General features: G+C 71.0%; 16 protein-coding genes and 1 pseudogene. 3 read left to right on the forward strand and 14 right to left on the reverse strand.

Annotated elements, in window-relative coordinates; all coding sequences use genetic code 11:
* The first annotated feature begins 7 nt into the window (after nucleotides 1-7).
* On the forward strand, nucleotides 8-1,564 hold the full coding sequence (locus tag ACIHCX_RS05970) for a hypothetical protein (protein WP_400027017.1): 1,557 nt from the start codon (nucleotides 8-10) through the stop codon (nucleotides 1,562-1,564).
* Nucleotides 1,565-1,575: 11 nt separating this feature from the next.
* Here the strand turns inward: ACIHCX_RS05970 and ACIHCX_RS05975 are convergent, their stop codons facing one another.
* From ACIHCX_RS05975 to ACIHCX_RS05995, 5 genes are all read right to left on the reverse strand, one after another.
* Nucleotides 1,576-2,787, reverse strand: coding sequence for a hypothetical protein (locus ACIHCX_RS05975; protein ID WP_400027018.1), 1,212 nt, complete (start codon nucleotides 2,785-2,787; stop codon nucleotides 1,576-1,578).
* Between the two features lie 271 nt (nucleotides 2,788-3,058).
* Entirely contained in the window at nucleotides 3,059-5,188 is a 2,130-nt protein-coding gene (locus ACIHCX_RS05980; RefSeq protein WP_400027020.1) for a 3-hydroxyacyl-CoA dehydrogenase NAD-binding domain-containing protein, read from the reverse strand.
* On the reverse strand, nucleotides 5,185-6,414 hold the full coding sequence (locus ACIHCX_RS05985; RefSeq protein ID WP_400027022.1) for a thiolase family protein: 1,230 nt from the start codon (nucleotides 6,412-6,414) through the stop codon (nucleotides 5,185-5,187). Before ACIHCX_RS05985 ends, ACIHCX_RS05980 begins: the two co-directional genes overlap by 4 nt.
* A 117-nt stretch (nucleotides 6,415-6,531) precedes the next feature.
* The gene (locus ACIHCX_RS05990; protein ID WP_400027024.1) at nucleotides 6,532-7,572 is read right to left on the reverse strand and encodes a LacI family DNA-binding transcriptional regulator; all 1,041 of its coding nucleotides are present in this window, start codon (nucleotides 7,570-7,572) and stop codon (nucleotides 6,532-6,534) included.
* Nucleotides 7,569-9,959, reverse strand: coding sequence for a glycoside hydrolase family 2 protein (locus ACIHCX_RS05995; RefSeq protein WP_400027026.1), 2,391 nt, complete (start codon nucleotides 9,957-9,959; stop codon nucleotides 7,569-7,571). Before ACIHCX_RS05995 ends, ACIHCX_RS05990 begins: the two co-directional genes overlap by 4 nt.
* A gap of 112 nt (nucleotides 9,960-10,071) precedes the next feature.
* Between ACIHCX_RS05995 and ACIHCX_RS06000 the strand changes: the two are divergent.
* Nucleotides 10,072-10,309, forward strand: a pseudogene (locus ACIHCX_RS06000) (carbohydrate ABC transporter permease); the annotation flags it as partial.
* On the opposite strand, the gene ACIHCX_RS06005 reads toward ACIHCX_RS06000, so the two are convergent.
* From ACIHCX_RS06005 to ACIHCX_RS06015, 3 genes are all read right to left on the reverse strand, one after another.
* The gene (locus ACIHCX_RS06005) at nucleotides 10,306-11,595 is read right to left on the reverse strand and encodes a ribonuclease D (RefSeq protein ID WP_400027027.1); all 1,290 of its coding nucleotides are present in this window, start codon (nucleotides 11,593-11,595) and stop codon (nucleotides 10,306-10,308) included. The pseudogene ACIHCX_RS06000 and the gene ACIHCX_RS06005 sit on opposite strands and share 4 nt — an antisense overlap.
* A gap of 357 nt (nucleotides 11,596-11,952) precedes the next feature.
* Complete coding sequence (locus ACIHCX_RS06010; protein ID WP_100572546.1) at nucleotides 11,953-12,615, reverse strand: response regulator transcription factor; 663 nt, start codon at nucleotides 12,613-12,615, stop codon at nucleotides 11,953-11,955.
* Between the two features lie 357 nt (nucleotides 12,616-12,972).
* Complete coding sequence (locus tag ACIHCX_RS06015) at nucleotides 12,973-13,656, reverse strand: DUF3000 domain-containing protein (RefSeq protein WP_400027030.1); 684 nt, start codon at nucleotides 13,654-13,656, stop codon at nucleotides 12,973-12,975.
* Nucleotides 13,657-13,779: 123 nt separating this feature from the next.
* On the opposite strand from ACIHCX_RS06015, the gene hemE reads away from it, so the two are divergent.
* Entirely contained in the window at nucleotides 13,780-14,850 is a 1,071-nt protein-coding gene (gene hemE / locus ACIHCX_RS06020) for a uroporphyrinogen decarboxylase (RefSeq protein ID WP_400027031.1), read from the forward strand.
* 156 nt (nucleotides 14,851-15,006) lie between these two features.
* Here the strand turns inward: hemE and ACIHCX_RS06025 are convergent, their stop codons facing one another.
* The 6 genes from ACIHCX_RS06025 to ACIHCX_RS06050 are packed head-to-tail and all read right to left on the reverse strand — an operon-like array spanning nucleotide 15,007 to nucleotide 22,940.
* Entirely contained in the window at nucleotides 15,007-18,342 is a 3,336-nt protein-coding gene (locus tag ACIHCX_RS06025) for an FUSC family protein (protein WP_400027033.1), read from the reverse strand.
* A gap of 24 nt (nucleotides 18,343-18,366) precedes the next feature.
* Entirely contained in the window at nucleotides 18,367-19,317 is a 951-nt protein-coding gene (locus ACIHCX_RS06030; protein WP_400027034.1) for an urease accessory protein UreD, read from the reverse strand.
* Nucleotides 19,314-19,979 carry an urease accessory protein UreG gene (ureG, locus tag ACIHCX_RS06035; RefSeq protein ID WP_400027035.1) on the reverse strand — a complete coding sequence of 222 codons (666 nt, stop codon included), beginning with the start codon at nucleotides 19,977-19,979 and terminating at the stop codon, nucleotides 19,314-19,316. The genes ACIHCX_RS06030 and ureG overlap by 4 nt, the downstream gene beginning before the upstream one ends.
* A 22-nt stretch (nucleotides 19,980-20,001) precedes the next feature.
* Nucleotides 20,002-20,817 (reverse strand): urease accessory protein UreF, encoded by an 816-nt coding sequence (locus ACIHCX_RS06040; RefSeq protein WP_400027037.1) that lies wholly within the window; start codon nucleotides 20,815-20,817, stop codon nucleotides 20,002-20,004.
* Nucleotides 20,818-20,820: 3 nt separating this feature from the next.
* Complete coding sequence (ureC, locus tag ACIHCX_RS06045; RefSeq protein WP_400027038.1) at nucleotides 20,821-22,539, reverse strand: urease subunit alpha; 1,719 nt, start codon at nucleotides 22,537-22,539, stop codon at nucleotides 20,821-20,823.
* Complete coding sequence (locus ACIHCX_RS06050; protein ID WP_400027040.1) at nucleotides 22,536-22,940, reverse strand: urease subunit beta; 405 nt, start codon at nucleotides 22,938-22,940, stop codon at nucleotides 22,536-22,538. The genes ureC and ACIHCX_RS06050 overlap by 4 nt, the downstream gene beginning before the upstream one ends.
* Nucleotides 22,941-22,960 lie beyond the last annotated feature (20 nt).

Genomic DNA, 22,960 nt, shown 5'->3' on the forward strand with positions numbered 1-22,960 from the left:
CACGTACATGTCCAAAGCGCCCGCACACGGCCGGCACCTGCTCGTCGGCATCGAAGCCTCGGGGACGTTCCCGGTCGAGTACCGGTTCACGCACGCCAAGAGCGGCAACCGGCACCTGGTCGTCGTCTTCGCCAACTTCTCGGCGCCCGAGGAGTACGGCTGGTCGAACGGCGTCTTCGACAACGTGCGCGCCAACATTCTCTGGATCCGTGACCGCTTCGACGGGATGAACAGCTACTACCTGTGCAAGGAGATGGACTTCACGCTGGCGGAGTCCGTCGCCGCGCTGATCCTCAACGTCATGAGGTCCCTGTCCCTCACCCCGGACGACGTAACCCTGTGGGGCGGCTCCAAGGGCGGCAGCGCGGCACTCTACTTCGGGCTGCGCCACGGCTTCCGGAACATCGTTTCCATCGTGCCGCAGTTCCTGATCGGGACGTATGTGCGCAAGACGCACCCCAGGGTGGCCGCCTTCATGCTGGGGGCGGGGGTGCCGGAGGAGAACGTGCGGGCCGTGGACGCGATCCTGCCCGAACTGGTCCGCTCCGAGACCAGCCGGACCGCCAACATCTACCTGCTCTCCTCCCCGCAGGACGAGCAGTACGGGGAGCAGGTGGAGCCCTTTCTGGGCCTGTTCCAGCGGTACGAGAACTTCAACTTCATCCTCAGCGAATCGCCGTTCATCACCGACCACACCCAGGTCACCCGGCGCAACGTACCCGCCCTGATGGGCATCCTGAACCTGCTCGTGGACGGCCTCCCACCGCGCCTCGGCCACGTCCGCAACGGCGCCGAGGAACCCGACCGCGACCGGTCGGCCATCGCGTCCTACCTCGCCGCCACCTCCGTGGTGCGCGGGGACGAGTTCCCGCCGCCGGTGGTGACGGCTCCGGCCTCGCGGGAGGAGGTCCGCCGGGACGCCGTACGGTTCACCGGCCATGCCCCGGGCGCCGTCCGGGTGGTCTTCTGGGAGCACGGCAAGTACCTGGGGCAGGCGGATGTCGCCGCCGACGGCGACTGGTCCTGGAAACCGGGCAGGGCCTGGAGCCTGGGCCGGCACTCCGTGAGGCTCTACGCGGTCGACGCGGCCGGCTTCCAGACTGCGCGCGTCGGGGTGGACTTCACCGCTGTGGACGGCGCGGCCGCGGCCGTCCCGGCGGCCCCCGCGGCACCGCCTGCGAGCCGGGGTCCCGTGCCGCCGGCCGCGGCGGACGGCCCGCCGGCACCGGTGGTGTCGGAGCCCCTGGCGCACGAGCAGGTGACGGACCCTCGGGTGGTGTTCGCCGGATCCGCCCCGGACGCCACCGAGGTCGGCTTCCGGGAGAGGGACGTGCCGCTGGGACGTGCCTCCGTCGCCCCGGACGGCACCTGGTCGTGGGACTCCGGCCGGCCCTGGAGCGAGGGCCTGCACGTCGTCGACGTCTGCACGGTGGACGCCTTGGGCGGGGAGTCGTCGGGGACCCGGGTCCTCTTCAGCGTCATGCCCGCCTCCGCCGGGGCGGCGACGGCGCCGTACCGCGCGGGGAGTCGCCAGGGACTTTCGCAGCAGGCCCCGGTGCTGTGACCCTTTCGGAATCAGTGGCTCGCCGTACTGCCGTCGTGCGACGAGCCCTGGACGTCGTGCCTGTCCCGGTCGTCGTGGCCGGGTGGGAACGACGCGGCAGCGGACAGTACGCCGAGCACGTAGGGCATGTCGTCCTTGTCCGCGCCGATCAGCACACGCGCCCCGGGCACCGGTCCGCTCAGGGCCTCGCACTCGGCGACGGTGAACGGTCCCCGATCCACCCCGTCCGGCTCGCGCGGAGAGCTGTGGAACCGCACCCCTAGCGGGTCGTCCCGGTGCGGTGTCCGCACCCGGATCAGCCGCAACCGCCCGGGGAACCGCTGGACTCCGAAGGTGCCGGTACCGGTGGCCGGTCCGGGCGGCACGGCGGCGAGTCCCTGCGGGCCCGCCCGGAGCCACCCGATCGACAGCGCCTTCCACGGACCCGGTCCCCACACGACACCCGGGAAGCGGTGCTCGTCCACCGGTACGACCGGCTCCATCCGCTCCACCTCCGGCAAGCTGCGCCGCACCCACCGGTAGGCCCAGAGGGCCGCGCCCACCGCGCTCACCGCGCCCACGACACCCGCGGTCCACGCCACCGTGCGGACGGAATGCGAGTTCGTCGCGATCAGCGCGCCCAGGGCCCCACCCAGCCCTGCCAGGGTGAAGGTCACTCCCGGCGCCGTCGTCTGCCACGGCCGGTTCAACCGGGACGCGCCCCCGCGCACGATCCGCCACAGCCCCGCCCACAAGGCCGCCAAGCCCAGCCCGGCGAGGACCGCGCCGAATGCGGCGGGCGGCGTGAACCCCCAACCAGGGTAGTGCGCCGCGTGGAGCGTCCGCTCCTGACCGCCGGCCGACACCTTCAGGAGCCGCAACGAGTCACGCCACCAGTACAGGGTCGCCTTTCCCTGCCCACTGGCGGCCTCGACGACGTCCTGGTCGTCGCTCCTGACGTTCAGCGACACATCCAGCGTGCGCCCGCCGGACCGGCCGAACTCGAACTGGTAGCGGGCCCCGGTCTTCTTGTTCAGCTTCAGCATCACGTCGTTCACCGTGACGTGCTCCGCCCGCAGGCAGAAGGGCTCCTGGTACCTGTTCCCGCACACCTTCAGACGGCCCGTGTCCCGCCCTTCGGCATCGTGTATCTCCAGGCGTCGGAAGGCGTGGTCGTCCGCGCCTTTGCGCTCCGCGATCTGTGCCATCTGCCAGGCCGACCCGAGCAGCACGACGGCCACCACGACCCGAACCGTCCCCCATACCAGGTCATGCTTTCGCCCGTGCACAAGCCACACCCCCTTGTCCCCCGACGCCCTCGCGCCAGTGCGGCAGATCGAAAGTCTGCCACCAGGGCGAGCGCCGGGCGAGCGGGGGGTGACGCGCTTGCCGACCCACCCTGCCGGCGAAGTCAGGAGCTACGGCTGGAGTGCCAGGCGGTACGCGTCCGCCCCCGCCGCTGCGATGAGCGACAGGGGCGGACGGCAGCGCGGGGCCGCCGCGGGCCGGGAGGTGTTACGCCGGAACGCTCGCCACCCCGGGCTCCAGGAACCGCCTGCCGTTCACGCGTTCCGAGACGCCCTCGCGGTCCAGGTACGGCGTGATGCCGCCCAGGTGGAAGGGCCAGCCGGCGCCGGTGATCAGGCAGAGGTCGATGTCCTGCGCCTCGGCGACGACACCCTCGGCCAGCATCAGGCCGATCTCCTGCGCGACCGCGTCGAGCACCCGCGCCCGCACCTGCTCCTCCGTCAGGACCGTGTCGCCCTGCTTGAGGAGGGCGGTGACCTCCGGGTCCAGCTCGGGCCTGCCGCTGTCGTGGACGTAGAAGCCGCGCTTGCCGGCCTCGACGACCGCCTTGAGGTTCGCGGAGACCGTGAACCGGTCCGGGAAGGCCTGGTTGAGGGTCTCCGAGACGTGCAGGCCGATCGCCGGGCCGACCAGTTCGAGCAGGACCAGCGGGGACATGGGCAGGCCGAGCGGCTCCACCGCCCGCTCCGCCACCTCGACCGGGGTGCCCTCGTCGATGACGTTCTGGATCTCGCCCATGAAGCGGGTCAGGATGCGGTTGACCACGAACGCCGGGGCGTCCTTGACCAGGACCGCGGTCTTCTTCAGCTTCCTGGCCACGGCGAACGCGGTCGCCAGCGAGGCGTCGTCCGTCCGTTCGCCGCGGACGATCTCCAGCAGCGGCAGGATCGCGACCGGGTTGAAGAAGTGGAAGCCGACGACCCGCTCGGGGTGCTTCAGCTTCGACCCCATCTCCGTCACCGACAGGGAGGAGGTGTTGGTGGCGAGGATCGCGTGCGCCGGGGCGACCGCCTCGACCTCGGCGAACACCTTCTGCTTGACGCTCATCTCCTCGAACACGGCCTCGATGACGAAGTCCGCGTCCGCGAAGCCCTCCGCCTTGTCCAGGACACCGGTCACCAGGGCCTTGAGGCGGTTGGCCTTGTCCTGGTTGATCCGGCCCTTGCCGAGCAGCTTGTCGATCTCGGCGTGGACGTAGCCCACGCCCTTGTCGACGCGCTCCTGGTCGATGTCGGTCAGGACGACCGGCACCTCCAGGCGGCGCAGGAAGAGCAGGGCCAGCTGGGAGGCCATCAGGCCCGCGCCGACCACGCCCACCTTGGTCACCGGGCGCGCCAGGTTCTTGTCCGGGGCGCCGGCCGGGCGCTTGCCGCGCTTCTGCACCAGGTTGAACGCGTAGATGCCGGCGCGCAGTTCACCGCTCATGATCAGGTCGGCGAGGGCCTGGTCCTCGGCGTCGAAGCCCCGCTGGAGGTCGCCGCTCTTCGCGTCGGCGATGACGTCCAGGGCGCGGTAGGCGGCCGGAGCCGCGCCGTGCACCTTGGAGTCCGCGATGAACCGGCCGCGGGCGACGGCCCGGTCCCAGGCCTCGCCCCGGTCGATCACCGGGCGTTCGACCTCGATCTCGCCCTTGAGGACCGCCGTCGTCCAGGCCAGCGACTGCTCCAGGAAGTCGGCGCCCTCGAACAGGGCGTCGGCGATGCCGAGTTCGTGGACCTGCTTGCCCTTGAGCTGCCTGTTCTGGTTGAGGCTGTTCTCGATGACGACCGTGACGGCCTTGTCCGCGCCGATCAGGTTCGGCAGCAGCGTGCAGCCGCCCCAGCCCGGGACCAGGCCCAGGAACACCTCGGGGAGCGAGAACGCCGGGAGGGCCGCGGAGACCGTGCGGTAGGTGCAGTGCAGGCCGACCTCGACGCCGCCGCCCATCGCCGCGCCGTTGTAGTACGCGAAGGTGGGCACGGCCAGCTGCGACAGCCGCTTGAAGACCTCGTGGCCGCCCCTGCCGATGGCCAGCGCGTGCTCGCGCTCCTTGAGCAGCTCGACACCCTTGAGGTCGGCGCCGACCGCGAAGATGAACGGCTTGCCGGTGATGCCGACGCCGACGATGTCGCCGTCCGCGGCCTCCTTCTCCACCTGGTCGAGCGCCGCGTCCAGGTTGGCCAGCGAGGCCGGGCCGAAGGTGGTCGGCTTGGTGTGGTCCAGGCCGTTGTCCAGGGTGATGAGGGCGAAGCGGCCCGCTCCTCGGGGCAGGTCGAAGTGGCGTACGTGCGCCTGCGTGACGACCTCGCCCGGGAACAGCTCGGCCGCGCCCTTCAACAGCTCAGCGGTGGTGCTCACTTGTCGCCTCCGGCAGCGCTCTCGAAGTGCGGGTTCTCCCAGATGACCGTCGCGCCCATGCCGAAGCCGACGCACATGGTGGTCAGACCGTAACGGACCTGCGGCTGCTCCTCGAACTGGCGGGCCAGCTGCGTCATCAGGCGGACGCCGGAGGAGGCGAGCGGGTGGCCGAACGCGATCGCGCCGCCGTACTGGTTGACGCGCGGGTCGTCGTCCGCGATGCCGTAGTGGTCGAGGAAGGCCAGGACCTGCACGGCGAAGGCCTCGTTGATCTCGAACAGGCCGATGTCGGAGATCGACAGGCCCGCCTTGGCCAGGGCCTTCTCGGTGGCGGGGATCGGGCCGTAGCCCATGACCTCCGGCTCCACGCCCACGAAGGCGTAGGAGACCAGGCGCATCTTGACCGGCAGGCCGTGCTCGCGGGCGAAGTCCTCGCTCGCGATGATCGAGGCGGTCGCGCCGTCGTTCAGACCGGCCGCGTTGCCCGCGGTGACCCGGCCGTGCACGCGGAACGGCGTCTTGAGGGTCGCCAGGTTCTCCAGGGTGGTGCCCGGACGCATCGGCTCGTCCGCCGTGACCAGGCCCCAGCCGGTCTCGCCGGCCTCGGGGGTCGTACGGCGCACGGAGATCGGCACCAGGTCGGCCTGGATGCTGCCGTTGGCGTAGGCCTTGGCGGCCTTCTCCTGCGAGCGCACCGCGTACGCGTCGGCGCGCAGCTTGGTGAGGTGCGGGAAACGGTCGTGCAGGTTCTCCGCGGTCATGCCCATGAACAGGGCGGACTCGTCGACCAGCTTCTCGCTCACGAACCGCGGGTTGGGGTCCACGCCCTCGCCCATCGGGTGGCGGCCCATGTGCTCGACACCGCCCGCGATGGCGACGTCGTACGCGCCGAACGCGACGGCGCCGGCGACGGTGGTCACGGCGGTCAGCGCGCCCGCGCACATCCGGTCGATGGAGTAGCCGGGGACCGACGTGGGCAGGCCGGCGAGGATCCCGGCGGTGCGGCCGATGGTCAGGCCCTGGTCGCCGATCTGCGTGGTCGCGGCGACGGCGACCTCGTCGACCTTCTTCGGGTCGAGGCCGGGGTTGCGGCGCAGCAGCTCCCGGATCGCCTTGACGACGAGGTCGTCGGCGCGGGTCTCGTGATAGATGCCCTTCGGGCCCGCCTTGCCGAACGGGGTGCGGACGCCGTCGACGAAGACGACGTCCTTGACGGTACGAGGCACGATGGCTCTCCTCCAGGGTGCGGGACGGCACTGCCGCGCAGCGCTGAGCGCGCGCTCAGCACCATGCTACTCATGAGTAATGTGACTGCCCAGTCCCCACGCCCACAGCGGCGAACGTCACACCGCCGGCGGCACCACCGGTGGTGCCGTCGAACCCCGCGGGGCCAGCACCGGAGTCGGCACCGGATGCGGTCCCGGATCCTCTTCGAGCAGGACGCCGAACAGGGTGCGGGCCACGTCCGCGCCGAAGCCGTGCACGTCGTGGCTCATCGCGGACAGCGTCGGGTGGGTCAGCCGGCACAGCTGGGAGTCGTCCCAGGCCAGCAGGGACACGTCGGCCGGGACGCGCAGGCCCATCTCCGCCGCCACCGACAGCCCGGCCACCGCCATGATGTCGTTGTCGTAGACGATCGCCGTGGGCCGCTCCGGCGGGGCCGCGGACAGCAGCGACCGCGTGGCCCGCGCCCCCGTCTCGCCGGAGAAGTCGGTCGCCACCTGCCACGCACCGGCCAGCTGAAGGCTCCGTGCCGCCGCGTCGAAGGCGGCCGCGCGGATCGCCGTGTGGCCGAGGGCCGCCGCGCCGCCGACCCGGGCGATCCGCCGGTGCCCGAGCGCCGCCAGATAGCGCACGGCCTCGGTGACCGCGGCGGTGTCGTCGGTCCACACGGAGGTGAGCCCGCCGGTCAGCGACGGGTCTCCCACGGCGACCACGGGCAGCCCGATCCGCCGCGCCACGGCCGGCCGGGGATCGTCGGTGCGGAAGTCGACCAGGATCGAGCCCGCGACCTGCCGCGCCTTCCACCACGTCTCCAGCAGGCCCGCCTCCTCCCGCGGTTCGCGTACCAGCCGCAGCAGCAGCGAGCAGGAGTGCTCGGCCAGGACGCTCTCCACCCCCGAGATGAACTCCATGTAGAAGGGTTCGAGCCCGAGCAGCCGGGCCGGCCGGCAGATGGCGAGCCCGACCACGTCCACGCGGGAGCCGGCCAGCGACCGGGCGGCCGGGTTCGGCGCCCAGCCCAGTTCGCGCGCGGCCCGGAAGATGCGGTCGCGGGTCGCCTCCGACAGGCCCGGCTTGCGGTTGAAGGCCAGCGACACCGCCCCCTTGGACACCCCGGCACGGGCGGCGACGTCCTTGATGGTGACCCGGGGTGCCGTCATCGGGCGGGCTCCACGCAGAACAGGGCCGACCGGACGGCGTCGGCCGCCTCCTGGCCGCCGGGGCTCTTCCAGCCGTCGACCCCGATGGTCACCTGTTCCCCGGGGAGCAGGGTGACCAGTCCCTTGTCGGCCCGCGCGGCCGGGTCGAGACGGTCGGCCTGGAGCAGCAGGTCCCGCACCAGGGTGCGGGCGGTCACGGTGACCGCGCCGGGCGCGACGGACACGTCGAACTCCGGCCGCGGCCAGGGGATGTCGCGGTCCGGCACCGGGAAGTGCAGGGCGCGCAGCGTGTCCGCCTCCGCGACCAGGAACTCCTTCGGGCCGGCCGGCACCAGTTCGGGCGGGACGGCGACGTTCGCGACCGAGCGCGCCGCGACGTGCAGGGCCGTGCGCGTGGAGGCGACCACCTCGCCCGCGACGGACATCCGGCGCAGGGTGAGTTCACCGGCCCACGGCGCGGCCTTCTGGTTGACCGCGGCCAGCACAAGGCCGCCGTCCTGCTCCCCGAGCGTCAGCAGCCGGTCCGCGTAGAGCCGTTTCAGCTCGTGGTAGAGCGGCTTCTCCCGCCCGTCGCCGTCGATCGCCGCCCAGGACGTCACCGGCCAGCAGTCGTTGAGCTGCCACACGACCGTGCCCGCGCACACCGGCCAGTGCGAGCGCCAGTGCTCGATGCCGGCGGCCACCGCACGGACCTGGTTGAGCTGGGTGAGATAGTGCCAGCGGTCGAAGTCCCCCTCGGGTGGCGCGAAGTGCCGGGCCAGGCCGCGCTCCAGCTTGCCGTTGCCGTCGTCGGCCTTCTGGTGGTGCAGCATGCCGGGGGAGTCCGGGGCGAGCTCCTCGCCGGGCAGGGCGCGCCGCAGGGTCGCGTACGCGGGCGGCGCCTGCCAGCCGAACTCGGCCACGAAACGCGGCACGCTGCCCCGGTAGTCCGCCCAGTCGCGCCGGTTCCACACCTCCCACGAGTGGTGCGTGCCGTGCGCCGGGTCGTTGGGGTGGTGCGCCCAGGACCCGGACCAGGGGCTGCCCGCCGTGTACGGCCGGGTCGGGTCGAGTTCGGCCACCACCCGGGGCAGCAGCCCGAGGTAGTACCCCTCGCCCCACGAGTCGCCGGCCAGCTCCGGCGCCCAGCCCCAGTCCCTGAAGCCCCACAGGTTCTCGTTGTTGCCGTTCCACAGCGCGAGCGAGGGATGCGGCATCAGGCGTACGACGTTCTCGCGGGCCTCGGCCTCCACCTCGCCGCGCAGCGGCTGTTCCTCGGGGTAGGCGGCGCAGGCGAACGGGAAGTCCTGCCAGACCAGCAGGCCGAGTTCGTCGCAGGCGTCGTAGAAGTCCCCGCTCTCGTAGATGCCGCCGCCCCAGATCCGGACGAGGTCCACCCCCGCCGCGGCCGCCTGGCCGAGCCGCTCCCGGTAGCGCTCGCGGGTGACCCGGGAGGGGAACACGTCGTCCGGGATCCAGTTGACGCCCCGTGCGAAGAGCCGCTCCCCGTTGACCACGAGGGTGAAGCCGCTGCCGTGCGCGTCGGCGGAGGTGTCCAGCTCCACGGTCCTGAAGCCGATCCTGTGGCGCCGGACGTCCAGCACGTCCGCGCCGTGCAGCAACGTCAGCTCCAGCTCATACAGCGGCTGTCCGCCGTACCCCCGGGGCCACCACAGGTCGGCGTCCGGCACCTGGAGCCGCACGACCCCGGACGGGCCGTCGACCGCCGCCCGCGCCCGCACCCCTCCCACCCGGGCCTCGACGGTGAGTTCGGCCTCGGCGCGGGTGCGCTCCACGTCGACGCGCACCTCGACCACGCCCGTGCCCTCCTCCACGGTGACGACGGGGCGCACCCGGTCGAACCGGGCCGTGGACCACGACTCCAGCCGCACCGGGCGCCAGATGCCAGCCGTGACCAGGGTCGGTCCCCAGTCCCAGCCGAACGAGCAGGCCATCTTGCGGATGTGGGCGTACGGCTCGGCGTAGGCGGCGGGCCGGTCACCGACCTCTGCGCGCACGGCCTCCGCCTCGGTGTACGCGGAGTCGAAGCGCACCGCCAGGCGTCCCTGGCGCCCCGTCACGTCGAAGCGGTACGAGCGGTGCATGTTGCGCACCCGGCCCAGCGCGCGGCCGTCCAGGGTGATCTCGGCGGCGGTGTCGAGCCCGTCGAAGACCAGCTCGGTCCGCTCGTGCTCCGAGGCGATGTCCAGCCGCCTCTCGTACGTCCACTCCCGGTGGCCCACCCAGGCCACGTCCGCCTCGTTCCGGCCGAGGAAGGGGTCCGGGATCAGCCCCGCGGCCAGCAGATCCGTGTGCACGCAGCCCGGCACGGCCGCCGGCAGTGCGGTATCCGCGTCGTCGGGGTGTCGCAGGGTCCATCCCTCGGTGAGCGGTGTGGTGCGAAGCATGCGCTCTCCCTCAACCGGTCCAACCCAACTGGCCTGTGCTGTGGCAGCGTTGACGAGATGGGGACTTTACCGGTTGAGGAAGCGCTGTCAGCGGGCCGAACCAGCCAACCGGCTGAAACCCGCGATCGCGACGGCCGTGCTCGTGGAGGGGATCACCGTCTGCGACGACTTCTGCGTCCCCTTCCTCCGCACGCCTCTGCACGCCCTCCGAAGACGTTGGCGTGATCTCGACGCCCCCGTTCCGCTTCCGGGGCCCCTTCGGGGCCCACCGGGAGACGCTCTCGGCAGGAGCGGTCCTCGCGATCCTGCCGGCCCCGACCGTCTTCCTGTTCCTCCGGCGGCGCGCCTACGCGCTCCGCGCCGACAGCGCCTTCACCAGCACCGGGGTGACCTGCTCCACCTGCCACGGCCGCGCACCGTACCCGGCGAGGGCGGCACCGACCGAGTCGGCGTCGGCGTCCTTCGGCGGCTCCCAGCACAGGCGCCGCACGGTGTCCGGCGCGACGAGGTTCTCCTGCGGCATGTGCAGCCGCTCGGCCAGCTCCGACACCCCGGCCTTGGCGGCGGCGAGCCGTGCCGCCGCCACCGGGTCCTTGTCGGCCCACGCCCGCGGCGGCGGAGGCCCGGTCACCTGCTGCCCCTGCTGCGGCAGCGCCGACTCGGGCAGGGACCTCGCCCGCTCCACCGCGCCCTGCCACTGCTCCAGCTGCCGCCGGCCGGTGCGGTGCCCGAAGCCGTTCAGCGCGGCGAGCGCGTGCATGTTGGCCGGCAGGGCGAGCGCGGCCTCCACGATGGCCGCGTCCGAGAGCACCTTGCCCGGCGAGACGTCCCGCCGCTGGGCGATCCGGTCCCGGGTCTGCCACAGCTCCCGCACGACGGCGAGCTGCCGCCTGCGCCGCACCTTGTGCATGCCGGAGGTGCGCCGCCAGGGGTCCTTGCGCGGCTCGGCCGGCGGCGCCGAGGCGATGGCGTCGAACTCCTGGAGGGCCCACTCCAGCTTGCCCTGCCGGTCCAGCTCCTTCTCCAGGGCGTCGCGCAGATCGACGAGCAGCTCCACGTCGAGCGCCGCGTACCGCAGCCACGGCTCGGGCAGCGGCCGGCTCGACCAGTCGACGGCGGAGTGGCCCTTTTCCAGGACGAAGCCCAGCACGCCCTCGACCATCGCGCCGAGCCCGACCCGCGGGAACCCGGCGAGCCGGCCGGCCAGCTCGGTGTCGAACAGACCGGTGGGCAGCATGCCTATCTCGCGCAGGCACGGCAGGTCCTGGGTGGCGGCGTGCAGCACCCACTCGACGCCGGACAGCGCCCCACCGAGCCCGGACAGGTCGGGGCAGGCGACGGGGTCGATCAGCGCGGTGCCGGCGCCCTGGCGGCGCAGCTGCACCAGGTAGGCGCGCTGGCCGTAGCGGTAGCCGGAGGCCCGTTCGGCGTCGACGGCGACGGGGCCGGAGCCGGCCGCGAACGCGGCGGTCACCTCGGCGAGCGCGTGCGCGTCGGTGATCACGGGTGGGATGCCCTCTCGGGGTTCGAGCAGGGGGATCGGCGCCCCGGTGCCGGAAGATCCGCCGTCGTCCGGAGGGGCGCCTCCGGTGGTTCGCAGTGAGCTGTCTGCTGCGGTCTCTTGGGCGTCGGTCACATGTCAAGAGTATCCGTGGATGGGCGGCGCCCCCCCCCCGGGCCCCCCGCCGGGGGGGCCCGGGGGGGGGGAAACCGGCGCGCCCGGGTTGTTTTCGGGGGACCACCCCCCGCGGGGACCCCCCGGGGGGGCCCCGTTGGTTGGGTGGTGGGGCTCCGCGTTCGGGGGGGGGGGGGGGGGCGGGCGCCGGGGGGTCGTAAACCGGTCAGGCAGGTGATGTGTCCGGTGCACGACCGGCAGGGGGCACGCGCGAGGCGCGACCGGGGGAGCGGAGGATCGGGGACAGGGGCGGGCGGATCGGGAAAGGGGCTGGTCGGGGCAGTCGGGGCAGTCGGGACGGTCCGGACGGTCGGAGAGTCAGTGGATGATGCCGGTCCGCAGGGCCACGGCGACCATGCCGGCCCGGTCGCCGGTGCCGAGCTTGCGGGCGATGCGGGCGAGGTGGCTCTTGACGGTCAGCGCGGACAGGCCCATCGAGACGCCGATCGCCTTGTTCGACTGGCCCTCCGCGACCAGCCGCAGCACCTCGACCTCGCGGCCGGACAGCTCGCGGAAACCACCCGGGTGGCTCGGGGCACCCGGGGGGCGGCGGTGCAGTCGGGCGGCCGCGGCGCCGATGGGGGCGGCGCCCGGCCGGGTGGGGAGCCCGACGTTGGTGCGGGTGCCGGTGACGACATAGCCCTTGACACCGCCGGCCAGGGCGTTGCGGACGGCGCCGATGTCGTCGGCGGCGGACAGGGCGAGACCGTTGGGCCATCCGGCGGCGCGGGTCTCGGACAGCAGGGTGAGCCCGGAGCCGTCGGGCAGGTGGACGTCGGCCACGCAGATGTCGCGTGGATTGCCGATACGGGGACGGGCCTCCGCGACGGACGACGCCTCGATGACGTCACGGACTCCGAGCGCCCACAGATGACGGGTGACGGTGGAACGGACGCGCGGGTCCGCCACGACGACCATGGCGGTCGGCTTGTTCGGGCGGTAGGCGACCAGGCTTGCGGGCTGCTCGAGGAGAACGGACACCAGGCCTCCTGGGGGTGGGGGGACGGGGCCGGCTTGTGGGGATGAAGCCGGGAAGAACCGTGTTTGCAAGGTCACAGTCGTCTTCGGCAGCAAACCCGGTGTCCTTTAGAGAATGATCACGATCTGGTGAGTGGCAGAGCGTTTAATTCGAACATATTGCCGATAATCCGAAGGTCGAATCGGTCCGCTTGGGTCGTTCTCGGGGTCGTTCGAGAGCGATACCTGCCGGAAAGTGGCCGTATCGACAAAGAAACGGCAAGAAGCCGGTAAGGCGCCCGGACGGGTGTACGCGCGCGTGTGCCGGTCCGCCGTCAGCGCCGTCACCGGTCGGTCGTCGGCGCCGTCAGCGGTCGGCCGTCAGCGCGGCTGCGGGCCGCGCCGCTGTGGCAGCGTGACCACCGACGCGTCGCCAGGACCGGCCGGCGGCAGCCCGGCGACCTGCGCGAGCAGGTCGCACCAGGACGCCAGGTGCGACGCGGTGTCCGGCACCCCGCCCAGCCCCTCCCGGGGCGTCCAGGAGGCGCGGATCTCGATCTGCGAGGCGGACGGGCGCGCCGACAGCCCGCCGAAGTAGTGCGAGCTCGCACGCGTGACGGTCCCGCTCGGCTCGCCGTACACCAGCCCGCGCGCCTGGAGCGCCCCCGTCAGCCACGACCAGCACACGTCCGGCAGCAGCGGGTCCGCCGCCATCTCCGCCTCCAGCTCCGCGCGCACCAGCGTCACCAGCCGGAACGTGCCCCGCCAGGCGTCGTGCCCGGCCGGGTCGTGCAGCAGCACCAGCCGGCCGTCGGCCAGGTCCTGCTCCCCGTCGACGACCGCGGCCTCCAGCGCGTACGTGTACGGGGCGAGCCGCTGCGGCGGCGGGACCTGCTCGATCTCCAGCTGCGGCCGCAGCCGCGCGGCCCTCAGCGCGTCGACCGCCGCCCGGAACGGCAACGGAGCCTGAGCCGTCCTGCCCCCATCACCGTCCCCTTTTCCCGGATCCTTCGGATCATCCATTCCGCCAGTGCCGTCCGACAGTCGTCCCTGAGCCGCAGCCATGCCGGGAAGATTAAGGGGAACCGGGCCTTCGTGCAGGCAAGACACCCCGCCGTCGGGGGCGGTGCCGTCCGGGGCCGCACACCGGGGCCTTCGCCTCATCGGGGGCATGCGAGACTTGCGGGCGTGAGTGCCAACCAGACGCCCGCAAGCCGGCAGCCGCAGACAGCCACCTACGACTCCGCCTTCCTGAAGGCGTGCAGGCGTGAACCCGTGCCGCACACCCCGGTGTGGTTCATGCGGCAGGCGGGGCGCTCCCTGCCGGAGTACCGCAAGGTGCGCGAGGGCATCCCGATGCTCGAGTCCTGCATGCGTCCGGAGCTGGTCGCCGAGATCACCCTCCAGCCGGTCCGCCGGCACCACGTGGACGCGGCGATCTACTTCAGCGACATCGTCGTGCCCCTCAAGGCCATCGGCATCGACCTGGACATCAAGCCGGGCATCGGACCGGTCGTCGAGAAGCCCGTCCGCACCCGCGCGGACCTGGCCCGGCTGCGCGACCTGACCCCCGAGGACGTCTCCTACGTCACCGAGGCGATCGGCCTGCTCACCAGCGAACTCGGCGCCACCCCGCTCATCGGCTTCGCCGGCGCCCCCTTCACCCTCGCGAGCTACCTCGTGGAGGGCGGTCCCTCCCGGACGTACGAGAACGCCAAGGCGATGATGTACGGCGACCCCGAGCTGTGGGCCGACCTGCTCGACCGCCTCGCCGCCATCACGACCGCCTTCCTGAAGGTGCAGATCGAGGCCGGCGTGAGCGCCGTGCAGCTCTTCGACTCCTGGGCCGGCGCCCTCTCGCCCGTCGACTACCGCCGCTCGGTGCTGCCGGCCTCCGCCAAGGTCTTCGAGGCCGTCGCCGGGTACGGCGTCCCGCGCATCCACTTCGGCGTCGGCACCGGCGAGCTGCTCGGTCTGATGGGGGAGGCGGGCGCGGACGTCGTCGGCGTCGACTGGCGGGTCCCGCTCGACGAGGCCGTGCGCCGCGTCGGCCCCGGCAAGGCGCTCCAGGGCAACCTCGACCCGACCGTGGTGTTCGCCCCCCGGCAGGCCATGGAGGCCAAGGCCCGGGAGGTGCTGGACGCGGCCGCCGGCCTGGAGGGCCACATCTTCAACCTCGGCCACGGCGTCATGCCCTCGACCGACCCCGACGCGCTCACCCACCTCGTCGACCACGTCCACACCCAGACCGCCCGCTGAGCCGCCGCCCCTTCCCCCGGTGCCTGCGCACCGGGGGAAGGGGCGCGCGTCAACGGCTCCTTCGGCGGCGCGCGGCCCGCTGTCGGTAGAGGTTGTCTTCACCGGACAGGACAACCACAGCGTTGCCCGCACCCGGCTGGAGCCCCGCTCCTATGGTCACTGCGCCGGCGTGACCTTCTCAGAACCCGGGCTGAGGTCATCGATCAGGATGACGACGGTCTGATTGATGCGTACTACGTCTCTCACCGCCGGCTTGCGCATGAGATCGTCGATCCTCTCCGACGGCAGGGTGTCCTCGATGTCGTGTGTGTCACCGGGTCCCTCGCCGCTGACCACACGTGTGAGGCTGGAGATGTTGTCCCTGCTGATGAGCATCATCTGGTTGAGGGTCTCTGTCGGAAGTTCGCTGGTATCAGGGCGTGCGGGTGGGCTGACCGCGCCGATCAGGTGGCGGGTGTAGTAGCTGAGGGCCCACAGCGCGGTCAGGCGGCGTTCGACGCCGTCGCGCCTGAGGGCGTTGGCTGCTCGGCGGAGGGGCGCCACGCTGTTGTGGAGACGGTGCATGTGTTGGTCCAACTCGAGTCCGTGGCGGCTCAGGGTGCCGCGGTCGGAGTCACCCTTGAGGATGGACGCAGAGCTGTCGATGATGGCGTCGATCGTATGGAGCACGGCCACCAGGTCGCCTCGCACCTTCTCGCGGGTCCTGGTAGGCATCAGGAAGGCAGCGGCGGCCAGCGCGATCACCGCCCCGACAAGGGTTTCCAGCCCCCGCAGCTCCAGTGCCACAGGGCTCAGCTTGCCCAGGTACTGGTAGAGCAGGGAGATCATCATCGTGACCCAGAAGACCGCCCAGGTGTAGGAGAAGCTCAGGCTGTAGTTGACGCCGAACACGCAAACGGCCACGAGGGGAAGGACCACGGCGGGGTTGCCTCCGGTGAAGCCGGCCACGCCGAACCCGATGACGGCTCCGATCAAGGTGCCGATCAGACGTTGGATCCCTTTGACGATGGTTTCGTCGGCGGTTTCGGTGCCGCTGAAGACGACGAAGGCCGCAATGGCTGCCCAGTACTGACGCCCGGGGGAGATGGCCGTGCCGGCGAGCAGGGCCAATCCGGTGGCGACGGCTGCCTGGATGGCTTGGCGGGAGGTCGGTGCGAGCCTGCCCTGGTCGAGCCGGCGGGCGCCGGCCGCAGTGGTGTCGGCGGTGACCTCGGCGGCGGACGTGACGGAGTCGTCCGTGGTCTTCTCCGTCTCCTCGTGAGTGGTGTCGAGAGCACTGAGCAGTTCGCTCACAGCTGTGTGCACGCGCCGGGCGGGTTCCGGCCAGTGCTCGGGGGAGAGGCGCTCGGGTACGGCGGAGTCCCGAGGGGCTGCCGACACGCCGGCTGAGGTCATGCTGGAGCCCTGGTGGCGGACCTGCTCCTGGGCCCCTTCGAGCAGCCCGGCCAACTCGGCACGGAGCGCCCGGGGGACCCGTGTCCCTTCACCGGCGATGCGGCGGGTTGCTGCGGCCAGGTTCCCGGCGGCGAGTTCAGCGTCGAAGAGGCGCAGCCTCAGGTCGCTCGGTGGGGGCGTGCCGTTCATCGCGGTCGGGTCGGTAGCACGGAGGCGGCCTTCCAGGAAGGCCCCGCATTGGCGGAGCTGGCGCAGGTCGGTCCGCACAGCGTGAACCAGGTCGGGATCCCATCTGCCGGCGGAAACCGCGTCCACCAGCGGGTCGAGAAGTGTGGCGACCTTGGCGTAGAAGGTTCGGACGCCGAGACGCAGCGTCTTGGCCGGGCGCTCCGGGACGAGGTGGAAGCGGACCAGGTAGGCCCAGGCGGTGCCCACAACTGTGGCCAGCGCCAGCCAGGCGACCTGGCTGATGGGAAATTGCAGGAGGAGTGCGAAGTAGCACGCCATGAACAGCAGCATTCCCAGGGCGATGAAGCGCGGGCCGAACCGGCGGACCCAGACTCCGATCAGCACGACGACCACGAGGGCGACGATGGACGCTGTTGGCGAGGGCTCGGCGGCAGCGCCGATGGTGGCCCCGACCATCGCCGGGACGACCATCAACGCGGCCGTGATCCTGCGCCCGCGCAGGGTCGGATCGCGGGGCATCCCGGAAGCCGCCATTCCGACCGAGCCGCCCAACACGGCCACAGGTAGCGCGTTGGGGCCGACGCCGGCGCCGATCAGTATCCCGTACAGGGTGCCCACGCTGGCGGCGGCGGCGAGGAGAGCGCGGAGGCCGCTGGTCAGACGGTTCAGGCCGGGGTCGGTGACCACCAGTCCATGCCGCAGACGGACAAGAAGGCGTGTGATCAGGTGGAGACCACCGGTGTCCTCTGCCGTTGACTCGCCGGCCGGGAGAGCGACGCCGTAGGGTCCACGATCACCCGGATGCCGGATGGGTTGGTAGTCCAGGTCACGGCTGACCGCGCTCACCACCTGGTGGGCGCGGAAGGCGAAGGGCAGCCACTCCTGATACCGCTTGTAGGCGGCGTCCGGATCCTCGGGGTCGACGTGGGCGAGTTCCTCCATGGCGTGGTTCATCTGGAGGAACCGTCGGAGCCAGAGGTCTTCGGTGGTGGCTTGGCCCCGGTAGGAGCGGTCAAAGGTCTCGAAGTCCACCGTCTCGGGGACCTCTGTGCTCCGCCACCGCAGCGAGTCGTGCAGGTAGGTCGCGAAGCGGTTGAATCGCAGGGTCAGCATGCTGAGGGCCGGTTCCCGCGCGGCGAGGTGTCCCGAGGGCAGGCCCCAGCGCAGCGCGGCGACCACCCCGCTCAGCATGTCCAGGGAGTACGGCAGCGAGAAGTGGTCCCGGCCGCTTTGGAAGTAGTAGGCCACGTGGTGCAGACGCAGGCCGTCGATGTAGGAGGAGAACGCGTCGTTCAGCGTGTCCAGGTGGGAGTCGATCCCTGTGGGCTGCCCCTGTGGAAAGTAGGGCGCCAGGCTGGCGACGGCGTCACTTCCGGCCGGGGCGACGTAGAGGTTGGCCGAGAGTTTGCTCAGGTCCCGCACCACCTGGAAGATGTTGATCAGGAATGTCAGCGCCAGGCTGATCAGCACCAGGCTGGTGAGGGTCTCGAGGATGCTGACCGTCCTGAGGGCGTGGGTCTCGGGTGTGATCTGAGAGGTTCCGACCGTGGCCAGCTGGGCTGCGCTCAGATACAGTGCCGCGAAGATCCCGCCGTGCAGGTCTCGGCCGTCGTACTGAAAGTTCCGTCCGGACATCTGGCCGTAGTAGATGAGGCCGTAGCCGACGATGGTGAACACCAGCCAGGTCACGAGAGACTGGGCGATCTGCAGCCCGGTGACCTGGCGCAGGACCCTGGGCCGCCACGCGCGGGGCAGGCGCCTGGTGATGCGGCGCAGCCCCCGCCATTGCAGGGCGCCCAGAGGGGTGGCGATGAAGCCGGCCTCGTCGTAGTTGAGCGACGTCAGGAAGAGGTCGACGAGCCCCGCCACGAGGATCACGATCCCGAGAACCACCCAAAGCCAAGCCATCTCTACACCTCAGCTACCTCATACCTATCCGTCCTTGCGCAGGTTCGGCGCGGGGACGCCGACCACAGCCTGGCGAGCCCGATCCCAGGCATGGCGAAAAGCGTCCTGGACATCCATCGAACGCTCGCCCAGCAGTCTCACCGACACGCCAGCGCCGTTCGGTAGTTCGCTGACCCCGCCCCGCACCGAGGTCTCATCGCCCAACAGTTCCCACAGGTGATCCGCCAGCACCGCCGGGGGCAGCTTCGAGGTGACGATGAAGAGCGTCGCCAGCACGCCACCGGCACCCAGACGTCCGGGGGACCGAGGGGTGGCGAGGGGCGGCGCGAGGCTGGTGCGGTCGGCGAAGACGAGGGTCTTGTCCGGACGGCTGACCTCCACGTCGGAGTGGAACAGGTCGTAGGCGTGCTTTTCCCCCCGAGCGACCCGGCCTGGCAGGAGGACCTCGCCGAGGATCAGCGTGGCCGACTCGGCGACGCCGGCCCGGATGCGCTGGTAGAAGCGGGAACCGCGGAACGGGATCACGGGGTCCGGCAGGTATTCGACGAGCGCCCCTTCGCGGGCGGTGATCTCGACCACCTGCGCGGCGTAGTTCTGCTCCATCCGGTAGACCTTGGTGGCCGCCTGGGAGGTCAGGTGAACGGCTGTGCGTGGCCCGCAGTCCAGCGTGACCCGGTAGCGGTCCCCTTGCAGGAGACCTCCGCCGAGCTGGATCGTGTAGAGGAAGGCCATGTCCGGGCGGCCCGGGTCGATGTAGAGAGGGTGGAGCAGGCAGAGGGGGCCGCTGGCATGCCGCCGCCGGATGCGCGTGATTCCGTCGTCGTCGGCAAGGTGGACGTCGAGGACTCCCACCTTGCTGGTGCTGCCGACGGGCAGGCCCTCGACCGGGTTGTCGAAAGGCTCGAAGCAGGGCGGCGGATCCAGGCGCGAGACCCAGTCGGGGACGACGAGGTGCTCGGAGGCGGTCGCGTTCATACCAGTTGTCGGGCGGCGAAGGCGGCTTCGAGGTGGTCGGCCACTTCCTCGATGCCCTGTCCGCTCAGGCAGTCGGTGAGCACGTACGGGCGCCCCTCACGGACCTGGGTCGCGTCGCGCTGCATGACGCCGATGTCGGAGCGCACGTAGGGGGCGATGTCCACCTTGTTGATGACCAGGAGGTCGGAGTGCGTGATGCCGGGACCGCGCTTGCGGGGGATCTTGTCACCCTCGCCCACGTCGATGACGAAGACGAAGTAGTCGGCGAGCGCCCGGCTGTAGGTCAGGGTGAGGTTGTCGCCGCCGCTTTCCAGCAGGACCACGTCGGTGTCGGGGAAACGCCCAGTGGTCTCCTCGACGGCGGCCAGGTTCATCGTCGGGTCGTCACGCACCGCGGTGTGCGGACACGATCCTGTCTCGACCCCGACCACCCGCTCGGGGTCCAGGGTGCCTGCCAGTGTCTGGCGGACATGGTGGGCGTCCTCTTGGGTGAAGATGTCGTTGGTGATGACCACCGGCCGGTGTCCGCGGGCGATCAGGAGGGGAACAAGCGCCTCGATCAGGGCGGTCTTGCCGGATCCCACCGGGCCGCCGATACCCACCCGAGGGGGGCCGGTGTCGGCCCTGGTGGACTCGTCGGCGTGGTGGTGACGGCCGGTCATGGCGATCCTCTTTTCTTCGTCGTCATGTGGTGAACAGCCTGACGTCGGCCCGCTCATGGCGCATGGCCATGATGTCGATCATGGGGGTGCAGCCGCCGATCTCTCCGATGTCCCTGCCCGGCGCGGCGGCCGCTTCCTCGGCGATCAGCGGCTTGACCCTGTGCAGCATCGTCTGCGCGACCAGGTGGTCGGTGACCCCCAGGCGGACGGCGGCTGCCCCGAAGCCCGCGGCCATGGTGTAGAGCTCGGTCGCCACCGCGTGCTCGACGGGGACGCCCAGGCCGGCCAGGACCAGCCCCAGGGCGACGGCCTGGTTCCCGGGAGTCGCGCCTTGGCGGACGCGCGCCAGGTAGGCCGGCAGGTGCGGATTGCCGAACAGCTTGCTGCTGACATTGAGGAGAGCTCGTCCCACCCGGGTTGCGGCCTCCCGCTGTTCTCTGGGCAGTTTTACTGCGCTGAGCCGGGTATCTGCGCGTTCGGCCATCTCCAGGTCATCGGTGGTGGCGGCTCGATGGGCGATGGCCAGGGCGATCCCGTCGGTTGGTGCGACGCCGTGGCGCAGGTGGTCGATGAGCAACGCCTCCAGCGTGAGAGGGTCAACCGATGTCTCGGCGGCGAAGGACTCCAGGCCGTAGGAGAGGGTGTAGAGCCCGGTCGGGAACAGCGAGTCGGCCAACTGCAGGCAGCCGAGGAAGGCCAACCGCCCGTCGTCCTCGTCACGAGGGCAGCCAACGGCGGGCCGGGCCGATCGGCCCGACCCCTTCGTCACCGCTGCGCCCACCTGCGTCGCGTGCGGCCTGGCGCCGGGGCAGCAGTCGGGGGAGGAAGAAATGTTCATCTCCTACACAACGCTGTAGAGCTGTGTGAGGGCGAGGGACTCGGCCGGGTCGACGGTGGCCAGCTCGCCGTCCACGTAGACCTTGTACGTCTCGGGGTCCACCCGGATCTCGGGGGTGGCGTCGTTGAGGACCATGTCCTGCTTTTTGACGCCACGGCAGTTCCGCACCGCGACCGCTCGCCGGTCCAGACCGAGCCGTCCCGACACATCCGCATCGATCGCGGCCTGGGACATGAAGGTGACCGACGTCCGCGCCGCCGCCTTGCCCCGGGAGCCGAACATCCCTCGGTAGGTCACCGGCTCGGGAGTGGGGATGGAGGCGTTGGGGTCTCCCATGATCGACCAGTTGATCATCCCGCCCTTGATGATCATCTTCGGTCGTACCCCGAACAGGGACGGGTTCCACAGCACGATGTCCGCCATCCGTCCCTGTTGGAGAGACCCGACAGTGTGGGCGATGCCGTGGGTCAGCGCCGGGTTGATGCTGAGCTTGGCCAGATAGCGCAGCACCCGGTGGTTGTCGTTGCCGGGGTTGTCCCCAGCCAGTGGGCCCTTCATCTTCTTCATCTTGTCGGCGGTCTGGACGCAGCGGAGGAATGTCTCGCCCACGCGGCCCATGGCCTGGGAGTCGGAGGAGTAGATGCTCAGCGCTCCCAGGTCGTGCAACACGTCCTCGGCCGCTTGCGTCTCGTCCCTGATGCGGCTTTGGGCGAAAGCCACGTCCTCGGGATTGTTGGGGCTGAGACGGTGGGTCACCATCGTCATCCACAACAGGTTGGGGGTGTTGTCGACCGCGAAGGGGCGAGTCGGGTTGGTGGATGCGGGCAGCACGTTGGGCTGGGAGGCGATGGCGATGATGTCCGGCGCGTGCCCCCCGCCGGCTCCCTCGGTGTGAAAGGTGTGGATGGACCGCCCGTCGATGGCGCTGAGCGTGTCGTCCAGGTAGCCGAACTCGTTCAGGGTGTCGGTGTGGATGGCCACCTGTACCCCGTACTCGTCGGCCACCGACAGGGCACAGTCGATCACCGCGCCTGTCGCGCCCCAGTCCTCGTGCACCTTCAGCCCGCAGGCTCCCGCCTCGAGTTGCTCACGCAGGGTTCCCGGCAGACTGGAGTTGCCCTTGGCGAGGAGGCCGAGGTTGATGGGCAGCGTCTCGCATGCCTCCAGCATTCGCGCCATGTGCCAGGGGCCTGGGGTGCAGGTGGTGCCCTTCGAGCCGTCGCTGGGCCCCACCCCGCCCCCGATCAGCGTGGTTACACCGCCGGTCAGGGCATGGTCGACCTGCTCCGGGGTGAGGAAGTGCACGTGGCTGTCGATGGCACCGGGCGTGGCGATCAGGCCCTCACCGTTGATGGCTTCCGTACCGGCCCCCACCAGCAGGTGGGCGTCGACATGGTCCATCACGAAGGGGTTCCCGGCGTTTCCGATGCCGGCGATCTTCCCGTCCTTGATGCCGATGTCGGCCTTGACGATCCCGATGGTGGGGTCCATCACGATCACATTGGTGATGACGGTGTCCAGTGCTCCCTCGGCGTTGGTCACCCCGGGGGTCTGGTTCATTCCATCGCGCAGAGTCTTGCCACCGCCATAGACGGCTTCGTCACCTGGTGTGATCAGGGAGCGTTCCACTTCGCAGACCAGTTCGGTGTCGGCAAGGCGGAACCGGTCCCCGGTGGTCGGCCCGTAGAGGTCGGTGTACTGCCTGCGGGAAATCTCGCTCACTTGCTGTCCCTCCTCTGATCCCCTGACCGGTCGGCAGAGTCGAGATAGCCCTGGGCTTTCGCGTTCGCCAGCGCTCGGCGGCGGGTGGCCGACGAGGTGAGCCCGCCGTTCACCAACCCGTTGAACCCCAGCATCCGCTTCATGCCGCCGTACTCCACCAGGTTCACGTCCCGTTCGTCGCCGGGCTCGAACCTGACCGCCGCACCGGCGGGGATGGCGAGGTGCATACCCAGGGCTGCCGGCCGATCGAAGTGCAACGCCCGGTTGGCCTCGAAGAAGTGGTAGTGCGAACCCACCTGGATGGGCCGGTCACCCGTGTTGGCCACTCGCAGGTGTGTCGTACGCCGGCCAGCGTTGATCTCGATCGGCTCGTCGGCGAGGAACGTCTCACCAACTGTCATGGTCTGGCTCCTCCGTCAGT

Origin of the sequence: Streptomyces sp. NPDC052043, from assembly GCF_044548235.1 — a bacterium.
Lineage (GTDB): Bacteria > Actinomycetota > Actinomycetes > Streptomycetales > Streptomycetaceae > Streptomyces.